The organism is Geoglobus acetivorans (assembly GCF_039641995.1).
Classification (GTDB): domain Archaea; phylum Halobacteriota; class Archaeoglobi; order Archaeoglobales; family Archaeoglobaceae; genus Geoglobus; species Geoglobus acetivorans.
Genome location: NZ_CP087714.1, coordinates 1,016,758 through 1,036,457 on the forward strand (window position 1 = coordinate 1,016,758; position 19,700 = coordinate 1,036,457).

A 19,700-nucleotide genomic window follows, 5' to 3' on the forward strand; every position below is an offset into this window, starting at 1 on the left:
GAAGTCATGCTAAAGCATGAATCTGAGCAATTCGTAGCTCAGTGCTGCTGAAATGGGTATCGTGAGGTTGTCCTCCCACCTCCTCCCATCAAGAAGTGAGGAAATGAGCACTGAAATGAGCGCGTAAACCGGATTCACTGGCAGAAGAAGAATGAGGGTCAGGCATGGCAGGATGAATGCCGGAACTGCAAGCCCAGGTCTCACTCTCTTCACTATTCCTGCAACACCGTCTCCTGCAAACGCTGCAACTGCTGAAACTATGCACGCCTCTGTGCTGAAAAACGGGGTTATTGCTGAAAAAGCAACACCGGTGTATATGTATCCCGGGATTCTTTTTCTTTCGTAGTCTCTCAGAAGCCCGTCGATAGCTGTTCGTCTTCTTCTCCTCGAGAATTCGAAGAGAATAGCCGTGATGGTGATGGCCGCAACGATAATGGCCGTGAAGTCTTTCCCGAGGTAGATCATGGATGGTATGTATAGCAGGCCGGAAATGTGGATGGTTTTTCTTGCCATCTCTTTTTTGAGATTTTCTTTCATTAGAGGCCACCACCGTAGTTGCTCTCCACTCATCCGTCACCGTTTCATCGCTGCATTTAGAGTGGAGGTTGGAGGGCTTGCTTACACACGGGTTGATTTGGGGATGTTTTTTTCCAAGTTCTAAAAGTCCTGAGTAGGGTTTTTGACTGTGCAGTTCTTTATTCAAAGTAAAAGTCGGTTCTTTTCCACGGTTTACGAAATCTACTAATCCCAATTAGTACTAATGGAAATTAGTATTTGAGATTTCTCTTCCAAGCAAATCGAAATATCCGGTGTCTGGAATTCAGTACTACCAGCAGCACCAAGAAATCGCATACAATCCAAAACAACCCTGCTACCTAAGGGGGCTTTTAGATACAAATGGGGATTTAATGGGACGCTCTTTTCGATTCTGTTCAAAATTGGTTAGGGGGTTTTGCAAAAAAGTATATAATTTGTAGGATGCTCAATTTGGGTAGTTTCCAATTTCGAATGTTTTCTACGAGCCTCATCAGTTATTTGCCATTTCCATGTTTTTTATTTTCTTCTTCATTTTTGAACACAAAATTGATGGTGTAATCAGTCGTACTTCCATCCGGGAACGTCAGCTGGATGTTTGCAACTGTTGCTACAGTATCCTCGACCCAAGGGGGCATTTTAGGGCTTTCCCTTTCTCCATTGTCTCCAACAGGTGGCACTATCGGTAGCTGAAATACTCCGTTTGAATCGGAATACCATGTGAAGCTCTGGCTTATTGTTCCACTACCTGTATTATAAGTAATGTTCACTTTTATGGCTGCGTTTGGTACTGTGGTTCCTGTTATGTAAAATGAAGGCGAAGACTTCAAATCTCTTGTCGAAGAAAGATCTACAGTTACTGCAGACCCGTCCGAAAGTGTAGTAGATGACCCGTCGGAATCTGTGAGGTTGAAACTGCCGAGTGTATATTTTACAGGAGCTGGTTCATTACTGATGTTCAGCCCACTACCGGCGAAGTACATCAGCGTCTCGGTATCTGGGCTGACTGTGAAGTTTATCCACCTGTAACTGTTCGTGTCTGCAGACACTATCAAATCTGTTTCAGACAGTACGCTGTACAGGTGCTTCACATACCATTCGTACCCATCATTAACTGAGATGTTGAACCATGCACTATTTTTAATCCTGTACTCCCCAAACCCGTCAAGGACAAGTTTGGCGTTTCCGGATACTGTTTTCTCGTCACTCTCAAAAATAAGCAGCGTCACTTTGCCATTCTGATATAGGTCCATTCCACCAATATCGCTACCTCCAGCGAAGTACTCTCCAAGAATCATGGTCTCGGAGGGGACATTCATGTAGTGGTAGCGAGGTTCAAGAACAAACGCCGTTATGTTGATTTTTCTGGACAAGAGAGACGACTCCATTTCTCCGATTTTCACAATTTTTATGCTTGAAGATGCCTTACTGGGCGTGATCAGGAAAGGGTATTTCGGGTAATTGGTGTCGAGATATATGTTCAGGACTGAGGACCCATAATTTGCAGCCTCAATTATTTTTTCGTCCAGCTTTTCGAATTCTTTCTTTACTTCAAAGTAGTGCAAGCTCTCTTCATTCTTCAGCCACACTGGAACGAAAAACTGCTGAACTACTCCAATTCCACCAACAATTATCGCAAAGGCAAGCACTAACCCGAGGACAGGTGAAACTGCATGGTTGTTGATACTCCTAATTATTCTCATCAAATAGATATTTTAAAAGTCAAAATTAAAAAACTTACCGCATCTCATGATGAGTTTCTGCCGATGTGGAAAATTCGGGAAAAAGAAAAATGGGTTTTGCTATTCTATGCTTTCAAATCTATCCTTCAGCCTGTCCATGACCTTTGGCAGCGTGGTGTATTCCATATCCTCCATTGGCAGTCTGTGCGGCTCGAACGGGCCGTGCCTCCTCATGTACTCGGCAATCTCAACAGCCTTCTGTCTGGTGTAGTCGTAAGCCGGATCGTCGAACAGATCCACAGGCCCGACGAGCCTTCCGTTGGCAAGCTGGAATCCTGCAGCTATAACCCTTGGAGGACCGTCAAACCTGGTGCATTTGGAGTAGTGGAACGGCACCGGCATTAACGGGCCATTGTGGGAGCCGCGCATCCACCCGCTTACGAGATGCGGGAATGCGAACGGCTCCAGCACCTCTCCAACTGCAGGTAGCCCGCTCTGCGCTCTTACGAGGGCAACTGGATCATCCTTGCCCACATACTCCCCGGCGATCTGGTAGAGCTTCTCTGTGCTGATGACCGCAACAGGCTCATCTGCCGGAAGCTTTCCACCCTCTTTTGGAAATACTCTCTTGATGACAAACCTTGATTTAGCACCTATAAGCGCGAGAATGTCATACATTTCCTCAGGACTGTTCATTAGAACTCTCTTATGCTCATAGATGTCCCATATTTCGAAAACAAAGCCGTTATGGAGGTTTGGATCAATGACAAGGCCCGCTGTATTGAACGGATCGGCAAACATCCTGAAGATTGGCAGGTTGAATGCTCCTGGCTCTGTTTTATCCATCATGAACGCAATTACCGGTTCAGCCCCTCTTTCGGTGAACTCCATCTCCGCAACTCCCGGCCCCATTCCTCTCACGTTGCCGGAAAAAGCATCGCTCAAAAGGTCCTGACCCGCACCATAGAGCTTGAGTTCCTTTGCTATTTCGGTTGCTTTTTCAAAGGTATCCCAGGCGAGCTTGTGAATCTCTTCGCTGTCCACACCCTTTTTGTGGGTCATCACGAGCTCGAGATCGTCTCCCGCTCTGAATACTCTGAAGTCTATTATCAGCCCGCTATCTTTTGCGATGGACAGGTTTTCCTGGGCTTTTTCGATATGCTCGTCAGCTACAGTAACATGTCCGGGCAATCCACCGACATCTGCTTTGATTAGACTCACTGTAATTTTGCTCATGGGCAGAAATGGGTATTAAAGCTATAAAAGGTTTCAGGTTAATTTTATATACCACATACTCATAATTAGGTGCGAGGATATAATCACATTAATGATGAGGGGGAATTTCATGCTGAGAAGATGCCCAACTGGCATACCTGGATTTGATGAACTGTGTGAGGGAGGCCTCGTAAGGGACAGAAGTTATCTGATTTCAGGGCCTTCAGGTACTGGAAAAACAATATTTGCAATGCAGTTTCTGGTTAATGGTGCAAAGGAGTTTAACGAGCCTGGAATTTTCATTGCCACTGAGGAAAGGCCCCAGAATCTGAGAGAGAACTTTTCAGTTTTTGGCTGGGACCTTGAAAAGCTGGAAGACGAGAACATGCTTGCTATAATCGATGCGATGTCAGCAAAAATTGGCCTGCCAACCGATGAGAAATACATTGATGTCAGGCCATTTGATATAAGGAGTCTTATTGATAACATAATCACGATTCAGGATGAAATCGGTGCTTTAAGAGCAGCTCTGGATTCAACAACGGCGCTCGGTTTTTCAATTGCAGATCCTTCCAAGTTCCGAGTGGAGTTGCTCAAGATTTCAACCACTCTGGAGGTTCTCGGCCTGACAACTGTGATGACTGCGGAGGTAATTGAGAGCGGAATGATTTCAAGGTTTGGAGTGGAGAACTTCGTTACAGAGGGCACAATAGTGCTTTATTATACGCGGAGCGAGAATGTTAGAGTCAGGAGCCTCGAAATTTACAAAATGAGGGGAACGAACCACAGCCAGAAGATACACCCGTACGATATCACTTCTGGCGACATCGTTGTTCATTCGAAGGAAGAGCTATTCTGAGAGTGTATAATTTTTGTCCTTAAATTTTATAATGCTGTACTCGTATTTGCAGACACCTTAAGGGCATTTATTTCTGATTTGGGGAAGCTAACCCTACTTTTATCTGTCACTGGTTTTTTGTTTTTTAATTGAATATCTTTTGAATCCCGGAGAAGAGAGTGCTATGCACCAGTTTTCGATCTCTGTCTTTGCCTCGTCAATTATTATCATCAGACCCTTTTCGTCAAGAATCCCGGCAAGTTCTCCATGAAGGTAAAACCGAACGTCCTTTGTGCTGATTTCTATGTCCAGCGGCCCATCCGGAATGAGGATTACTGAGCCTTTTTCTATGCATCTTTCTTTAAACAGTATTTTCAGGACGGGTTTGATGGTCTGAACCCTTCTGTAGACTTTTTCCCAGCTCTGCGCCATTTATCTCATTCCCAAGGTTCTTTTTATGGATCTCCCAAGCTCTGAAATTGTGTGGTTCATTATGATCGCGTGACCAGCAATCAGTGTGTTGCATATTACCATCTCGCATCCCTGCGTTTCCCTTGAGAGCATGGCAAACGAAAAAAGCGTTATGGCAAGTGTGAGTTTCAGGAAGTGGGAATAGAAGTCCATGTGTTCGAGGATCATCCCTTTCACCAGCATGCTGTAATACTTGGAGAGCAGGTAGATGATGTATATCGACATCACTGCTGATATTATAAAAAGACCGTTGAGCGATATGGCGATGTGGTTGGCAATAACGCTGAACTGCTGGTTGAGTGTGTTGAGGTACATCCAGATCACTGCCAGCCCCATCACAAGAATGATGTTGGTCTGATTGAACTGGGGCGTTAGGAATTTTATTGAATTTTTGTGTAGGCTGAAGACGATTTTCAGAAACAGGTAGAGGATTATGGCTGCGTAACCTGCAAGCACAAGGCTGAAGTACGTTTTGGGTACGAATTTGGAGGACCCCGAAATGTATTGGGCAAGATTGACGATCTGAAGAATTGAGAGGATTGTGTAAACGACCATAAGTGCTATCAGAACCAGAAGTGTTTTATCTGCGTGGAGCTGCAACGACTGGGAAATCGTGTTTTTTCTTCCGTCTGTTGAGTTGAATATTGAGGCTATGTAAAGTCCTGCCAGTGATGTGAGAAGCGCAAGATAGACCTCAAGCATTGGGACACATTCTCTCTTCAACAAAATATATATCTTTTGCAATCTTGGTATTTGGGGGAAAAATTTATCATATGTTTTAGTGGCTTAGAATGTTTATGGACTTCAGGGATGATTTTAACGACCTGAGCTTGGACGATGGAGAGCGAAATATTGATGAATTTGACATAATGTTCGTCATATCTATACTTTTAAGTTTGCTGGTCTTTGCATATATTCAACTTTCATCCTGATAACATCTGGAAAGGATACATTGGTGAGGATAAATTATAAATTCATTATCGGGTCTGAGTGTGAGAGGGATTGGACATGAGTGTTGAGAGACTGTTTCTGCACGAGAAGGCTGTGGATATCATAGTGAAGATCTACGAGGCGGAGAAAAACGGAGAACTGGCTTACCCGCTCAGTATCTCCAGAGAGGTTGGCTCGCCTTACAGCTACATTTCCAAGGTTCTGGGAATTTTTGAAGATAATGCACTTGTGGAAAGTGAATTCGAAGGGCGTATCAGGAAGGTAAAGCTGACAGATGATGGCAAAAAAGTTGCAGAGCTTTTGATTCAGCTGAAGGGTTTACTCAACAGAGATTTTGTTGCAAGAAAAAAATTGAAAATTATTGAAGATGTTTTTATGAGTCTCGACGGTCACAGAGGTGAAAAAGCCCTGAGGATACTCTTACCCCTGAAAGCCGAACTTGAGAGGGTTGAGAGCAATGACAGAGAGGTAATCGAAAGGGTTGAAGAGCTGAGAAAGAGAATTGAGGAGATCATAAATGCCCAGTAGCATTTTGGTTGATTCCCTTAATTCTCTCGACTCGAAAAGAGATTTTGTCGTAGATACTCTCTCAAGGTTAATTGAAATTAAAGCGCTATCTCCTGAAAATGGTGGAAATGGAGAATGGGACAAGGCAGAGTATGTTGAAGGATTGCTGGATTTTGCAGATGATGTCAGGAGATATGATGCCGAAGATGAGAGGGCAAAAAACGGACTGAGACCGAACATAGTGGCTAAAATAAAGGGTAAGAGCAGCAGAACCCTCTGGATCGTAACACATCTTGACGTGGTTCCTGAGGGTGATCTGTCCCTATGGGAAAGCGATCCTTTCAAGGCAAGGGTGGAGGGAGACAGGATTTATGGCAGGGGTGCTGAAGATAATGGACAGGCCATAGTTTCAACCCTGCTTGCAGGAATGTTTCTTGCAGAAAATGAACCTGATCTCAGTTTTGGGATGGTCTTTGTTTCGGATGAAGAGACCGGTAGCGATTACGGTATTCAGCATCTAATTAAAAAAGGTATTTTTGGGAAAAACGATCTTTTTGTTGTCCCTGATGCCGGTAGCCCTGATGGCTCTCTGATAGAAGTGGCTGAGAAAACGATTCTCTGGATCAGGTTTGAGATATTTGGCAAGCAGGGACACGCCTCAAGACCGGACACGTCATTTAACGCAAGCAGAAGGGCCATGAAAATGCTGCTGGAACTTGATGAAATTCTCCATAGGCGGTATGATTACAGAAATGAATTATTTGAACCGCCCTTCTCCACTTTTGAACCTACTCGAAGGGAGAAAAACGTGGATAATGTGAATACCATCCCTGGACTGGACGTGAGTTACATGGATTGCAGGATTCTGCCAGACTATGACGTTGATGAAGTAATTGAGTTTCTGGAAAACTTTCTCGAGAGAAAGAGGAATGAGGATGGGTACGACTGCAGAATGGAAGTTGTTCAGAAATCGTGGTCTCCTCCCACAGATGAAGACGCTGAAATCGTTTTAAAGCTCAAAAAAGCGATAATGGATGTTAGGGGAATCAAAGCGAGGGCAATAGGTGTTGGAGGGAATACCTGCGCCTCGTTCTTCAGGAGAGCTGGTTTTGAAACTGCAGTGTGGAACACGAGTGATGAGACCGCACATCAGCCGAACGAATATGCAAGGATATCGAATATAATTGAGGATGCCAAAGTTTTTGCATATCTTGCTTTTGAGAGGTGATGCAGTTGTTTTACGACATCCGAGAGAAACCATTCATAATTTTCTGGGAATTAACGAGAGCCTGCATGCTTGCTTGCAGACACTGCAGAGCCAGAGCGATAAGAAAAAGAAATCCGAATGAGCTTACGACCGATGAGGCCTTTGGTGTAATCGAGCAGATAAAGGAGTTTGGTAGACCCTATCCGCTCGTCGTTTTTACAGGCGGAGACCCTCTGATGAGGGAGGACGTCTTTGAGATTGTTGAATACGCAACTTCCAGTGGCATCAGATCAGCAATAGCATTCAGTGGAACAAAGCTTGCTACGAGAGAAAGACTTGAGAAGCTGAAGGAGGCAGGTATCTCCAGAATAGCAATAAGTCTCGATGGCAGCAATCCTGAGATACATGATCATTTCAGGGGTGTAGGCGGAACGTTTGAGACGAGTCTGGAGATTCTTGAGATGGCAAGGGAGCTTGAAATATCTCGGCAGATTAACACAACTGTAACGAATTTCAACATGGCTGATTTGCCGAATATAGCGAAGATCGGGATTGAGAACGAAATCGCTCTCTGGGATGTGTTCTTTGTTGTGCCTACCGGAAGGGCAAAGGCCGAGTACATGCCGACTTCACAGGAATTTGAGGACATACTCAACTGGCTGTATGATTTGTCAAAGAGGACACCTCTCAACGTTAAAAGCTCCGCAGCCACACATTTGAGGAGAATTGAGTACATGAGGGACAGTGGAACATATGATTTACCTCACGGGGAACTTTACCACAGGCTCGCAGAGTCTCTGAGGGGTATGCCTGAAGGAGACTCCAAGGAGATAGTTTCCGGGGCGCATGGGAGGAGCATGGCAAGGGACGGCATCAGGAGGATGATGGGTATAACTGACGGTAGAGGAATGTTCTTCATAAGCCATGTTGGGGAAGTTTACCCGAGCGGTTTCCTTCCGCTGGTTGCAGGGAATGTTAGGGAGAAAAGTCTGAGAGATATTTACGGCAACTCAGACATATTTCTCAGCTTGAAAAATCCAGACAATCTCAGGGGTAAATGCGGAAAATGTGAATTCAGGCACATCTGTGGTGGTAGCAGAGCCAGAGCATACGCGATGACTGGAGATTATCTTGCAGCGGAGCCGAGATGTATTTACAGGCCTAAAGGAACCGAAGTAATAATGTAATTGCCCGTTTTTTTGCTGGTTTTTCTTTTTTGTGGGTTTCTGAATTTTATCTGTTTTTAATATCCTGCTCCAAAAATATCACGATTTTAAATTATAATAAATCCGGTCGATAAATTTAGCAAAACTTATTAATCATGGTCTTAATGGCTGGGGTATGGAAGCGGTTATCGTCCTTTTGCTCTCAGTGATTGCCTTAATCTTCGCACTGGGCGCATGGATCACTCGCGATAACTTCTATTCGGCACTATTCATGTCTGCAACGATGCTGGCCGTGGGTGCGATATATGCCTTCCATGGTATCTATTCGGTTTTCGTCCTGATAGCCTTCATATTCATTGGTGCTGTGGGTATTGTTACTGTGGCTCTTGCGGCAACGTACCGTTTTGTCAACCCGAGAAAGGTTGATGAACGGTGGCTTGTCGTTGGAGAGGTTATTGCGGTAATCCTCGCTGTAACGGTAGGGCTGAATACATTTATGGCAGGGGAGTTTTCAGATGCGTTTGATAAGATGCTTACGGACTATTCTGTTCTTGTCGCGTTTCTAATCGTTCTGACAACTCTGCTCATGCTCTCTGCAATAAGCATGCTGAGGAGGGATAGCGCATGATTGAGACTGCAACGTCTATCGGACTGCTTGTGATAGGGTATCTAATTGCCACATCTGCGAAGGACGTTATCAGACTTTTAATATCTCTTGAGCTGATGTTTTCAGCAGTTTTCCTGTCAGTTGTGCCTCTCTTCACCAACCCGTCTCTGATAGCTGAGGGTAATGCCATTACACTGATAACTGTCTTTACGAGCGCAGGAGAACTGCTGATTATGATCTCGGCAATAATATTCCTCGACAGGAAATTCAGGAAAACGACTGTGGATGTGATAACTACAGGAGGGGATGAGCTATGAGCCTTGCACTGTATGCATTTTTGATTCCGCTTGTGGCGATAATTGCTGCGCCATTTGTAAGGGGGAAGGGTGCATCGTACCTGTCCTCGATTGTCTTCATCCTGTCATTCATATTCATACTTTCTGATTTCATAACGAAAAGCAGCTTCACTCTACCGCTATTCAATGCGCTTGAACCGATTGGAAAGATATACCTGCTTGGAGATACAATAAGTCATGCCTTCGGCTTTACAATTGCATTCGTTTCTGCAATGGTCGCTCTGTACTCCTATCCATACATGAAACACAGGTTCGAGGAAATGGATCTTAACCCCGATGTGGAATTCAGGAAATACTGGTTCCTTTATAACCTGTATGCTGCATCAATGCTCTGGCTGGTCTATGCTGGAAATCTTATCCTGCTCTACATCTTTCTTGAAATTTCCCTTATTGCATCATTCCTCCTGATCTACTACTATGGCTACGGGAACAGGGTATGGGTGGCAATTCTTTATTTCGTATGGACTAACATAGCCGGAGTTCTCGCGCTGGTGGGAATTCTGCTAATAGGGTTTGAAAACAAAACACTCGCGCTGGACAGCATTGCCGGGGTGAGCATGCTTGCGTGGACCCTGATTTTCATCGGCATGATGGTAAAGCTTCCTGGACTGGGCCCGCATGTATGGCTGCCCTGGGCGCATGCTGAGGCGCCCACTCCTGTCAGTGCCCTTCTGAGCCCCTTAACGGTCGGCCTCGCAGCTTATATTCTCCTAAGGATCTACCTTATCGACCCCTCCTTCATTCTGACTTACAGATGGGAGATTTTCATATACGGAGTCATTACAAGTGTTGTGGCTGGCTTTGGCGTTTTCAAGCAGACTGACCACAAGAGGTTGCTGGCGTACTCGACGATTTCTCAGATGGGTTACATTCTCATTGCATTTTCTCTCGGGACTGCCGGAATTGTTGGAGTTATAATTCAGTACATCAGCCACGCTTTCGGCAAGTCGATACTCTTCATGAGTGCTGGGGCAATCATAGCGACGTATCACGGTCTGAGAGACCTCGATAAGATGAGCGGATTGCATGAGCAGGTTCCAACCATTGCAAATGCTGCCTTGATCGGGTTCATGAATTTGAGCGGTATTCTCACCATAGGGATGATTGGCGAGTTCTTCATCCTTAAAGGACTGGTTGACACCTACGGACTGTCTCTCGACACCATGCTCCTCGTGGTCTTTGTCTTCATAATCTCCGGGCTTTACAGCTTCTATACTATGAAGAGGATATATTATGGCAGGGTCAGAGATTATGAGAAGGCCAAGGTGAACAGATTGCTCGATACACCCCTATACCTCATAGGTGCGATTTCGTTCCTTTTCATCCTGCCCCCACTTGCCACATGGTTTGTTGATGCGATATTAACGTTCCTGGGAGGTGGAATCTGATGGAAGCGCTGATGGAACTCGAGCTGAGTCCAGTGATCTGGCTTGCTTTGTTCTTCACACCCATACTTGCAAGCTTTCCGATAGCACTGATATGGCCGAAGAGACAGGATGAATTTGCCAGAAAACTGCCGTATCTTAGCGTCTTCGGACTGTTCGTGTCATTCCTGATTACTCTGTTTATACTCTTCAGAGTAGAAGAGGGAAGGTATGTTTATCCTTGGCTGACTGCTCTGGGCATAAACTTCACCTTCGTTGTGGATTACCTCAGCAAATACATGGGTGCTCTGACGGGCTTTATTGCCTTTGTGATTGGTGTATATGGCACTGAATACATGAAGGAGGACTACAGGCTTGGGTGGTACTGGTTCTTCTTCAACCTTTTCACGGCAAGCATGCTGCTTGTGGTTTACAGCGATAACCTGTTCATGCTGCTCATTGGCTGGGAGGGACTGGGCATTGCGTCATGGGGTCTTATTGGCCACTGGTTCAGAGATGATGACGAAATCAGCTATGTTGGTGTGCTTAACAGAATTGTTGGCCCCCTCAAAATGTTCTGGAGTCCAAGCACGGGTGGATGGAGAGCCATATCGACGATCAGGGTTGGGGATATGCCCATGTTTTTTGCAGTGGCAGCAATTTTCGCTCTGACCGGGACTCTTGATATTTCACAGATCAACTGGGGCGGTCTGTTCGAGCATATCGGAACTTTTGGAACTGTTGTACTTCTGGTAGCGTTCCTTATGGGTCCGTTCACAAAATCCGCACAGCTTCCGTTCAGTGAATGGTTGATGACCGCCATGACGGGTCCAACAACCGTCTCTGCATTACTCCACTCCGCAACAATGGTCGCTGCTGGAACATACTTGTTCATGAGGATAAGTTGGTACATCCAGCCGTGGACACAGCACGCTGAGGGGCTTGAGTATGTATATGCTTTTGTCCTCTTCCTTGGGCTGATAAGCAGCCTTTACGGTGCGCTGGTCGCTCTTGCGAGCCGGGAAAGAAAGGTGCTTCTTGCCGCCTCAACAATGTCAAGTCTTGGATTGATGTTTGCTGCAGCGGCATCCAGCATGTGGGTTGGTGAGTTTGCAATAATCGTTGCATTCTGGTATCTCATCACCCATGCCTTTGCAAAAGCCACTCTGTTCCTTGTCGCTGGACACATAATTCATGAAACTCACGACAGATTCCTGTGTGGGGATAGGGAAGTTTTCAGCAAGATGAAGGTTACAGGCATTGTAACCCTCTTTGCGACCATAACTCTCGCAGGTATACCTCCGCTTACTGCATACTGGGTGAAGTCGGGAATGGATGAAGTACTGCACGAACTTAACCATGAGTTTGGTTTTATTCCTCTTGTCTTGCTGATAACGATATCCGCAATTTATGCAGCGTTCTTGGCCAAGTTCTTCGCTCTCAATTTCTGGAAGGGTAGAAAGGTACACCTGCACCTGCATGGTGGAAAGGTGATGACAACTGCGTACACAGTAATGGTCTCCATGCTTCTCGTCCTTCTTGCTGCAATCTTTTATGGACTGGACAGTCATGCGGTGGAATTTGTTCCTGCCGGATTTGCCACGACATCTTTTGCCGTTGGACTGCTGGTTCTCACGACATACACAATAGGTTTCATGAAGCCGGAGTACTACTCGCCAGTGGGACAGGTTTTCTATGATAGGTTCTACATGATGGCGCTGAACGACTATGTGGTGCCGAGAATCGGCTGGGCGATTGCACGGGTTGTGGATGTGTTCAACAGGACTCTTGACTTCATAGCTCATAGCTTCATTCCGGGTCTGTTTGAGGCATTCTCATACGGTATAAGAGTGGTTCAGAATGGAAGTCTTGAAAGGTATGCTAAGATAGTTGTGAGCCTGATACTGGCTGTCTTGCTGATAGTTTCAATAACGGGGTGGTGGTAAAATGGAGTTTGTCATTTACTCTCTATTAATTCTCGCGGTTTCAGGAGCCTTGTCAATGAAAAACAAGTACATCGGACTTGCTGGAGCGCTGATTGCATCTCTACTGACGGCAGTCAATAACCCACTCCTGCTCATGATCCTAGTCATTGCGATAATTAATCTTGCTTCCCTCGACCTGATGAAAGGCTTTTTGAGGGGAGTGGATTACACACTCGTCGGATTGATCTTTGTTGCAACAGTGTATGCATTCTACTCTCAAAGTCTCGCATTCCTCCTCGGTATGTTTGTGGTGGCGAGCGTCCCTACGTACATGATGGTGATGGCCAGTGATACTGGAATGAGGGTCGAGGTGGGTATAAAGTACATGACCTTCATGGTAATTGCAACGGTTCTCTTTCTGATCGGGGCAGTTTTGATGGTTCATGCAAGTGCAACTTCGAGCCTTGCCCTATACTACATAGGGTTTACGATGCTGATTGTGGGACTCGCAATAGAGGTTGGAGCCGGCCCCTTCCATGAGTGGGTTCCGGATGTTTTTGAGACGGCCGATCCAATTCCAATTTCGGTTATAGCGAGCATTGCAAAGTTCGTTCCCTTTGTGGTTGCATTCAAGATTGTGTCGTCCACCCACATGGGTGATGAAGTCATAACGCTGATTGGAAGCATTCTTGCGGTCGTCTCCATGCTGGTGGGCAATATTGGTGCGCTAACCAGCCAGAAACCTGCGAGAATTCTTGCGTACTCTACGGTTGCAAACATGGGTTATATAATTGCAGCACTGATCGTGGCTGTAAAGGAGGAGTTCATCTACCTGGCATTTGCAGGAGCAATGCTTCAGCTTCTCACAAACTCAATTGGTAAGATTGGCTTTTTCATTGGAATTAAGGAGAAAGCCATGCCAACTGTGGAAACATACGTATTAGCTCTGTCCTTCATAGGCCTGCCGCCTCTGATGGGATTCTGGAGCAAGCTGTATATTCTGTCTTCTCTGGTTTATGCGAACTTTATATGGGTTGCTGTGCTACTCGTTTTGAATTCGGCCATGTCTGTTCCGTATTACGTCAGACTGATGAAAACTTTTGAAGGAACAAAGGGCTACCGGAAAGTGGCGGCTTATCTGATCACACTGACTGCGGTACTGATGCTGCTGACGGTTGTTCCGCCCAACTGGATAATCGAGTCGAGCAAGCTGCTCATGAGCTATCTTGCAATCGGAGGTGTCTGAAATGGAGGAAGTCATTGTCGTCGCATTTGTTGTGGTGGTCAGCTTCGTTGTGGATGTGGCAGTATATCTGCTTGCTAACATACTGCCGAAGAAAAATCCCACTCCTCTGAAGTATGAGCGCTGGGAATCAGGAAACATATCTGTGGGATTTCCGAAGTACACTCTTCCAATGCAGTATTTTGGTTTTCTTGTGCTTTTCATGGCTTTCGAGCCTGTTGTTGTTCTGATACTGCTGTTTGCAATGTTTCCGGGTCTTGATTATCTGAAGTTCCTCGCTATAGCGCTTGTGTCAATGCTCCCTGCATTTTACTTTTCGTATAAGTTGGCTGATGAAGCTTCCCACAGGAGGGATGTGTATGGATGAAATGATTGAGTTCCTTCATAAGGGTCCACTTGCACCGCTCAAGAAATGGGGTACCAAGTATAGCATTTGGCCAACTCACCTCGTTACTGCTTGCTGTGGTGTTGAACTGGCTCATGCATTTGCTAGCGGTTATGATGGTGAGAGGCTTGGAGTGCTGAACTTTGGAATGGCCAGACAGACGAACTGCATTGTGGTTGAGGGTGCAATAACAAGAAAGATGGCGAGAGCACTGAAGATAACCTATGAACAGATGCCAGATCCAAAGTTTGTGATTGTTATGGGCGTATGCGGCATCAAGGGTGGACTCTTCTGGAACGGATACAACATGGTGAAGCCTTTTGAAGTGGTTCCCGTGAAGTACTATGCGCCCGGCTGCCCTCCAACTCCAGAGTCTCTGCTCAGATGTTTCAGAGCGCTGCAGAATGAAATTGATACGGGTGAGCCGAGAAACACCATAGTTTATCCCACAGTCAGAGAAGCTGTTGAGGAGGGTAAGAAAAAGAAGAGGCCGAAAAAAGTACCGCCTCCCCCGAAGTATGTAGCAAGCAACCCGTCTGTTGTTGTTGACGTGCCGAGAGAAGATGGATGGCCTGGTGGAAAGGAAATCGTGGCAAAGCTCTCGGAGGTGTTGGGTGAGCTTGGCGAGAGGATTACAATAACTGGGAGGAACAAGGTGGCTGTTAGGGTTAGCAGAGATAATTTTGTTGAAGCTGCCAGAAAATTGCTTGAAGCAGGCTTAGACCACATCAAATCCGTTAATGTGATTGATGTCCCTCACGAGGGCAAGTTCATTGTGGAATATGTTGCGTCGAGTTACCTCAATCCGGAATTCACCCCACTGCTCGTTACAATGATTTCTGAAATTGACAGAAACGATCCGGTTTTCCCGAGTTTGATCGATGTGTGGCCTGCCGCGGATTACCTTGAAAGAGAGCTACACGACCTCTTTGGAGTATGGTTTGAAGGAAATCCTTGGATGGGCAGAAAGTTCCTTCTGGCTCCAGATACGCCAGAAACACCCCTCAGGAAAGACTTCAAGCTTCAGGATGATGTTTACATAGGAGGTGAGTGAGATGAAAGAGTATGCGCTTGATCTTGCCGTGGAACCTCCTCAGGAATATCAGTCTTATTTCGTCCCGGTTTCAAAGGAATTTCTTGAGGACGCTTACAAAAGTGATGACTTTGTGGTCTTTGTGGGACCCCAGCATGGTGGAAGCGGGCACATGAGGCTTATTGTAAGGGTAAAAGGAGATTTCATAGTGGAGGTGATTCCGGATCCAGGTTATGTCCACAGATCCATGGAAAAACTTGCAGAAACAAAGCTCTACATCCAGAACATCCCTCTCTTTGAGAGGCCCTCTATAATCGATTTTGGAAATTACAATCTCGGTTATGTTAGGGCAATTGAAGACGCTCTGGGAATTGAGGTTCCAGAAAGGGCCAAGTATATCAGAACCATCCTTGCTGAGCTTGGAAGAATCGGAACGCACCTCTATGATGCTGGCATTCTCTCCGTGTTCATTGGCCATACGACCGGTTTCATGTGGCCCTTTGCAATGAGGGAGTTTATAGTTGAAATATTTACGAGAGTTACCGGAACGAGGATTACAGGTTCCTTCATTGTGCCGGGCGGTGTGAGAAGGGATGTTGACGGGAAAACGCTGGACGTGATAAAGAGGATGACCTATGCCCTTGAGCACAGAATAAAGAAATTCGAGAGAGTATTCATCAGGAATCCAACAACGATTGCAAGGCTGAAGGAAGTCGGTGTGCTGAACAGAGAGGAAGCGGTGAAGTATGGACTTGTTGGACCATTCATCCGGGCATCCGGGGTAGAATACGATGTCAGGAAAATCGATCCATATGAGGCCTATGAGGAGATAGACTGGGATATGGTCGTTGGAGAGGATGGAGATGGATACACAAGACTTCTCGTAAGAGCCGAAGAGATTGCTCAGAGCATTCGCATGATAAGGCAGCTTGTCGATAACATTCCAGAAGGGGACGTATTGAGCGACGATATTGTGGCATTCAATAGAAAAGACATCAGGGGAAGCTTTTTCGAAGCGTATTCGAACATTGTGCTTCCTGAGGGTGAATATACGACTCTGACGGAATCTGCAAGAGGCACACTGCTGTTCACCATCGTGAGTGATGGTGAATCAACAACTCCATACAGGGTGAGAGTGGTAACTCCGAGCTGGATGTACTTGAAGGGATTCATGGAGGCATGCAAGGGTCACAGGCTTGCAGATTTGCAGGCGATTTACGGTAGCTTTGGATATTTCCCTCCTGAGGCTGACAGGTGAGGTGATAAGATATGGAATCCGACGTGATATTCGTACTGCTTGATAGGATCCTGAGTGTGTTCACTTCAGAGATGATACACATCCCAGCAATACAGCCGATTGTCGATAAGCTGATGAATATACCTCTGGTCAATCTGCTGGTAGCGTTCCTTCTGTGGAAGCCCATATTTCACATGGTCTTCTTCCCTGGACTTATCGGCATAACGCTTGTGCTCCTGTGGATTGTTTACTTTGAGAGAAAGCTTACGGCAAGAGTTCAGTGGAGAATTGGGCCAAAAGAAGTTTCCAGGAGGACCGGTGGGTTGATTCAAACACTTGCAGACGGTATGAGGTATTTCTTCCAGGAAGTAATCATACACAAGGGTGCCAATAAATTCTACTTTGCACAGTTTCCACTGCTGTCTTTCTTACCTGTTCTGCTCCCCATACTTTTCATACCTGCTGGGGGCTCCTACGGTATTGACACGTCATACGGCCTCTTCGCGGCTGTCGCTCTTGTTTCACTCATTCCTGTCTTTATAATGGGTATGGGGTGGGCATCCAACAACAAATTTGCCTTCATTGGAACTGTCAGAGAAGCGTTCATTTACTTTGCCTACGAAATTCCCTTCATTCTTGCAGTTGCTTCGATGGTTCTCGTTTATCAGACTGCCAACCCCTTTGAGATCGTAACAAGGCAAACAATTCCTGGTGTATTTCTGAATCCGATAGCTTTCTTGGTATTCTTCATAACGACACTCATCGCAACAGGCAGACTTCCGTTTGATATTGCAGAGGCTGACCAGGAGGTAGCTTTTGGGCCGTATGTAGAGTATTCGGGCATCTTCTTTGGCCTTACAATGACTCTGCCATACGAAAAAGTTTACATACTCTCCATGCTCATGACTTTGCTTTTCTTTGGAGGGTGGAATGGACCATATATTGCACCTCTGGGGGAGTTCTCTTACGTTCTCTGGTTCTATATAAAGACGTTCGTTATTGTGAGCGTGATTGCTCTTGCAAGATCAATCTACGCAAGGTACAGGATTGATCAGACTCTGAGGCTGGGATGGAGTGTTCTGTTCTGCCTATCGTTAATCAGTCTTGTAATTTCAGCGGGGTGGGCCGCATGGTGAAGCGAGTAAAGGCACCGGAAAAAAGCATTATTCGGAGTGCAGTTGGACATTTGAGGGCGATTACTGAAGTTACGAAAGAGGCAATCAATCCTGGGACAATAACGATAAGCTATCCTCATGAGAGGAGAAAGCTTCCTGAACACTTTAGAGGAATAATTCTTTTTGAGAAGGAAGACTGTATAAGCTGTTTCAGATGCGCACACATCTGTCCTGCAAACGCCATTCAGATGTATCCTAACGAGGAAGGCAGGTACTATCCGGGTGTGGATTATGCAAAATGCATACTCTGCCACTTCTGTGTGGACTCATGCCCGACTGCAGCTCTGAGGCCATCCAAAATTCATGATGTTGCGTTCAAGGATGTTGAGTCAATGCTGGTCACTGCCAGACAGATGGAGCATGTTCCCGAGGTTGAGAGGGAGGACAAAGCAACCGTCGAGTACGATTTCGATGGTGATATCAAGCTGATAAAGCGGAAAGAATTTGAGGAGCTTACGGTCGAGTTTGACAGGCCAGATAAACCGGACTTTAAAGCTGCTCCATTGTATCCCGAAAACTGCATTGGATGCAGGCTTTGCATGTTCTCCTGCCCTGTTGATGCGATAAAGTCGAAATTGGATGGCAATAAGGTTACCTTGGAAACGGATTTTGAAAAATGCACTGGGTGTGGAATTTGTGCGAGGATATGTCCAACTGAAGTGCTTATATTGACGCCCGTGAGGGGAGGTGAGGAATAATGCCTGTGCCAAAGAACTGGGTTTCCATAGAAGTCAAGGAACTTGAGGACCTGCCGTGCCTTAGGTATGCGGAGAAGCCTGAGAGGGCGAGCAGCTGGAGACTGCTCAAGGAGAGGGTTGTTGAAGCGGGAATATGCAGTCACTGTGGGACATGTACTGTTTGTCCAGTGGATCTGATCATTCTCGAGGACAGACCGGTTGATTTTGACCCGAAAAAGGGCTGCATGGGATGCGGAGTATGTGTCGCAGTATGTCCAAGATATAATTATTCGCCGCTGAATGGGGTTGGAGAGTACATTGAAGCTTCTGCCGGAAAATCAAAGAGATTCACCGGCCAGGATGGAGCCATGGTCACTGAGTTCATGGCCACTGCTCTCGAAATGGGAGAGATCGAGGTTGCACTGTTTGTTGCAAGAGATGAAATGTTCAGACCGTATATCGTTCATGTCAGGAGTTCAGACGAACTTCTGAATACCAGAATCACAGGAACAAAGTACAGCTACGCTCCTGTCATGCCAGAGCTTCACAGAATTATCAAGAGGTATGATAGTATTGGTTTTGTTGGGACTCCATGTATGATTTCAGGTATAAGGAAGCTTCAGCAGAAAATTCCCCTCTACAAGAAGAAGGTCAGACTCGCTGTTGGCCTGTTCTGCACTGAAAACTTTTACTGGCACCAGCTTTATGACTATCTCAAAGAGAGAGGTGCTGATTTGAAGAATGCCGTGAAGACCGACATAACCAAGGGTAATTTCATTGTTACCTTCAAGGATGGTTCGGAATTCACAATACCTGTTAAGGAGATGGAAGAGATTGTTCCTGACGGGTGTCATGTGTGCCAGGATTTTTCTGCTGTGGAAGCGGATGTCAGCATCGGAAGTGTGGGCAGCGATCCGGGATTTTCGACGGTTCTGATCAGACGGGAAAACGCAAAGAAAATTTTTGATTACATGATTGAAAAGGGCTATGTGGAGACAGGAAAGGCGAAGATGAAAATAGTTCAGAGACTGTGCGATTTCAAGGTCAAGATTCACCCATATCCTCCAAAGGAAGAGGGACCCGAAAACTCTGAAGGCACCCAGTAAATTTTTTATTCTTTTTATTTA

Annotated in this window: 21 protein-coding genes; 16 read left to right on the plus strand and 5 right to left on the minus strand. The window is 45.8% G+C overall.

Translation table 11 applies throughout. The annotated features are described in order from the left end of the window. Positions 1–9 precede the first annotated feature (9 nt). The 3 genes from LPQ35_RS06035 to fbp form a co-directional block, all read right to left on the minus strand. Positions 10–537, minus strand: a complete 528-nt coding sequence (locus tag LPQ35_RS06035; RefSeq protein WP_193807764.1) for a hypothetical protein — start codon at positions 535–537, stop codon at positions 10–12. 494 nt (positions 538–1,031) lie between these two features. Next, positions 1,032–2,237, minus strand: a complete 1,206-nt coding sequence (locus LPQ35_RS06040) for a hypothetical protein (RefSeq protein WP_193807765.1) — start codon at positions 2,235–2,237, stop codon at positions 1,032–1,034. 99 nt (positions 2,238–2,336) lie between these two features. Next, positions 2,337–3,452, minus strand: coding sequence for a fructose-1,6-bisphosphate aldolase/phosphatase (gene fbp / locus LPQ35_RS06045; RefSeq protein WP_346297580.1), 1,116 nt, complete (start codon positions 3,450–3,452; stop codon positions 2,337–2,339). Positions 3,453–3,561: 109 nt separating this feature from the next. Here fbp and LPQ35_RS06050 point away from each other — a divergent pair, with 109 nt between their 5' ends. Continuing rightward, positions 3,562–4,290, plus strand: a complete 729-nt coding sequence (locus LPQ35_RS06050) for an ATPase domain-containing protein (RefSeq protein ID WP_203219002.1) — start codon at positions 3,562–3,564, stop codon at positions 4,288–4,290. Between the two features lie 99 nt (positions 4,291–4,389). Here the strand turns inward: LPQ35_RS06050 and LPQ35_RS06055 are convergent, their stop codons facing one another. Beyond that, positions 4,390–4,701: a hypothetical protein gene (locus tag LPQ35_RS06055; RefSeq protein WP_193807767.1), complete on the minus strand. Its 312-nt coding sequence runs from the start codon at positions 4,699–4,701 to the stop codon at positions 4,390–4,392. Further along, on the minus strand, positions 4,702–5,442 hold the full coding sequence (locus LPQ35_RS06060) for a hypothetical protein (RefSeq protein ID WP_193807768.1): 741 nt from the start codon (positions 5,440–5,442) through the stop codon (positions 4,702–4,704). 95 nt (positions 5,443–5,537) lie between these two features. On the opposite strand from LPQ35_RS06060, the gene LPQ35_RS06065 reads away from it, so the two are divergent. From LPQ35_RS06065 to LPQ35_RS06135, 15 genes are all read left to right on the plus strand, one after another. Beyond that, positions 5,538–5,672 (plus strand): hypothetical protein, encoded by a 135-nt coding sequence (locus LPQ35_RS06065; protein ID WP_346297581.1) that lies wholly within the window; start codon positions 5,538–5,540, stop codon positions 5,670–5,672. 76 nt (positions 5,673–5,748) lie between these two features. Beyond that, positions 5,749–6,219 carry an ArsR family transcriptional regulator gene (locus LPQ35_RS06070; RefSeq protein WP_193807769.1) on the plus strand — a complete coding sequence of 157 codons (471 nt, stop codon included), beginning with the start codon at positions 5,749–5,751 and terminating at the stop codon, positions 6,217–6,219. Continuing rightward, entirely contained in the window at positions 6,209–7,426 is a 1,218-nt protein-coding gene (locus LPQ35_RS06075) for a M20 family metallo-hydrolase (RefSeq protein ID WP_193807770.1), read from the plus strand. Before LPQ35_RS06070 ends, LPQ35_RS06075 begins: the two co-directional genes overlap by 11 nt. A gap of 5 nt (positions 7,427–7,431) precedes the next feature. Further along, the gene (locus tag LPQ35_RS06080; protein ID WP_346297582.1) at positions 7,432–8,592 is read left to right on the plus strand and encodes a TIGR04053 family radical SAM/SPASM domain-containing protein; all 1,161 of its coding nucleotides are present in this window, start codon (positions 7,432–7,434) and stop codon (positions 8,590–8,592) included. 154 nt (positions 8,593–8,746) lie between these two features. Next, positions 8,747–9,199: an NADH-quinone oxidoreductase subunit J gene (locus LPQ35_RS06085; protein WP_193807772.1), complete on the plus strand. Its 453-nt coding sequence runs from the start codon at positions 8,747–8,749 to the stop codon at positions 9,197–9,199. Beyond that, positions 9,196–9,495, plus strand: coding sequence for an NADH-quinone oxidoreductase subunit K (locus tag LPQ35_RS06090; protein WP_193807773.1), 300 nt, complete (start codon positions 9,196–9,198; stop codon positions 9,493–9,495). The genes LPQ35_RS06085 and LPQ35_RS06090 overlap by 4 nt, the downstream gene beginning before the upstream one ends. Further along, the gene (locus LPQ35_RS06095) at positions 9,492–10,922 is read left to right on the plus strand and encodes a proton-conducting transporter membrane subunit (RefSeq protein WP_193807774.1); all 1,431 of its coding nucleotides are present in this window, start codon (positions 9,492–9,494) and stop codon (positions 10,920–10,922) included. The genes LPQ35_RS06090 and LPQ35_RS06095 overlap by 4 nt, the downstream gene beginning before the upstream one ends. Then, a complete protein-coding gene (locus tag LPQ35_RS06100; RefSeq protein ID WP_193807775.1) occupies positions 10,922–12,844 on the plus strand; it encodes a proton-conducting transporter membrane subunit in 1,923 nt (640 codons plus the stop codon). Before LPQ35_RS06095 ends, LPQ35_RS06100 begins: the two co-directional genes overlap by 1 nt. Position 12,845: 1 nt before the next feature. Then, positions 12,846–14,069: a proton-conducting transporter membrane subunit gene (locus LPQ35_RS06105; RefSeq protein ID WP_193807776.1), complete on the plus strand. Its 1,224-nt coding sequence runs from the start codon at positions 12,846–12,848 to the stop codon at positions 14,067–14,069. Between the two features lies 1 nt (position 14,070). Continuing rightward, positions 14,071–14,433: an NADH-quinone oxidoreductase subunit A gene (ndhC, locus tag LPQ35_RS06110; RefSeq protein ID WP_193807777.1), complete on the plus strand. Its 363-nt coding sequence runs from the start codon at positions 14,071–14,073 to the stop codon at positions 14,431–14,433. After that, the gene (nuoB, locus tag LPQ35_RS06115) at positions 14,426–15,505 is read left to right on the plus strand and encodes an NADH-quinone oxidoreductase subunit NuoB (protein WP_193807778.1); all 1,080 of its coding nucleotides are present in this window, start codon (positions 14,426–14,428) and stop codon (positions 15,503–15,505) included. Before ndhC ends, nuoB begins: the two co-directional genes overlap by 8 nt. A 1-nt stretch (position 15,506) precedes the next feature. Further along, a complete protein-coding gene (locus tag LPQ35_RS06120) occupies positions 15,507–16,742 on the plus strand; it encodes an NADH-quinone oxidoreductase subunit D (RefSeq protein WP_193807779.1) in 1,236 nt (411 codons plus the stop codon). An 11-nt stretch (positions 16,743–16,753) separates the two neighbouring features. Then, entirely contained in the window at positions 16,754–17,857 is a 1,104-nt protein-coding gene (nuoH, locus tag LPQ35_RS06125; RefSeq protein ID WP_346297583.1) for an NADH-quinone oxidoreductase subunit NuoH, read from the plus strand. Beyond that, positions 17,851–18,594, plus strand: a complete 744-nt coding sequence (locus tag LPQ35_RS06130; protein ID WP_193807780.1) for a 4Fe-4S binding protein — start codon at positions 17,851–17,853, stop codon at positions 18,592–18,594. Before nuoH ends, LPQ35_RS06130 begins: the two co-directional genes overlap by 7 nt. After that, positions 18,594–19,679, plus strand: a complete 1,086-nt coding sequence (locus tag LPQ35_RS06135) for a Coenzyme F420 hydrogenase/dehydrogenase, beta subunit C-terminal domain (RefSeq protein ID WP_193807781.1) — start codon at positions 18,594–18,596, stop codon at positions 19,677–19,679. The genes LPQ35_RS06130 and LPQ35_RS06135 overlap by 1 nt, the downstream gene beginning before the upstream one ends. The last annotated feature ends 21 nt before the right edge of the window (positions 19,680–19,700 follow it).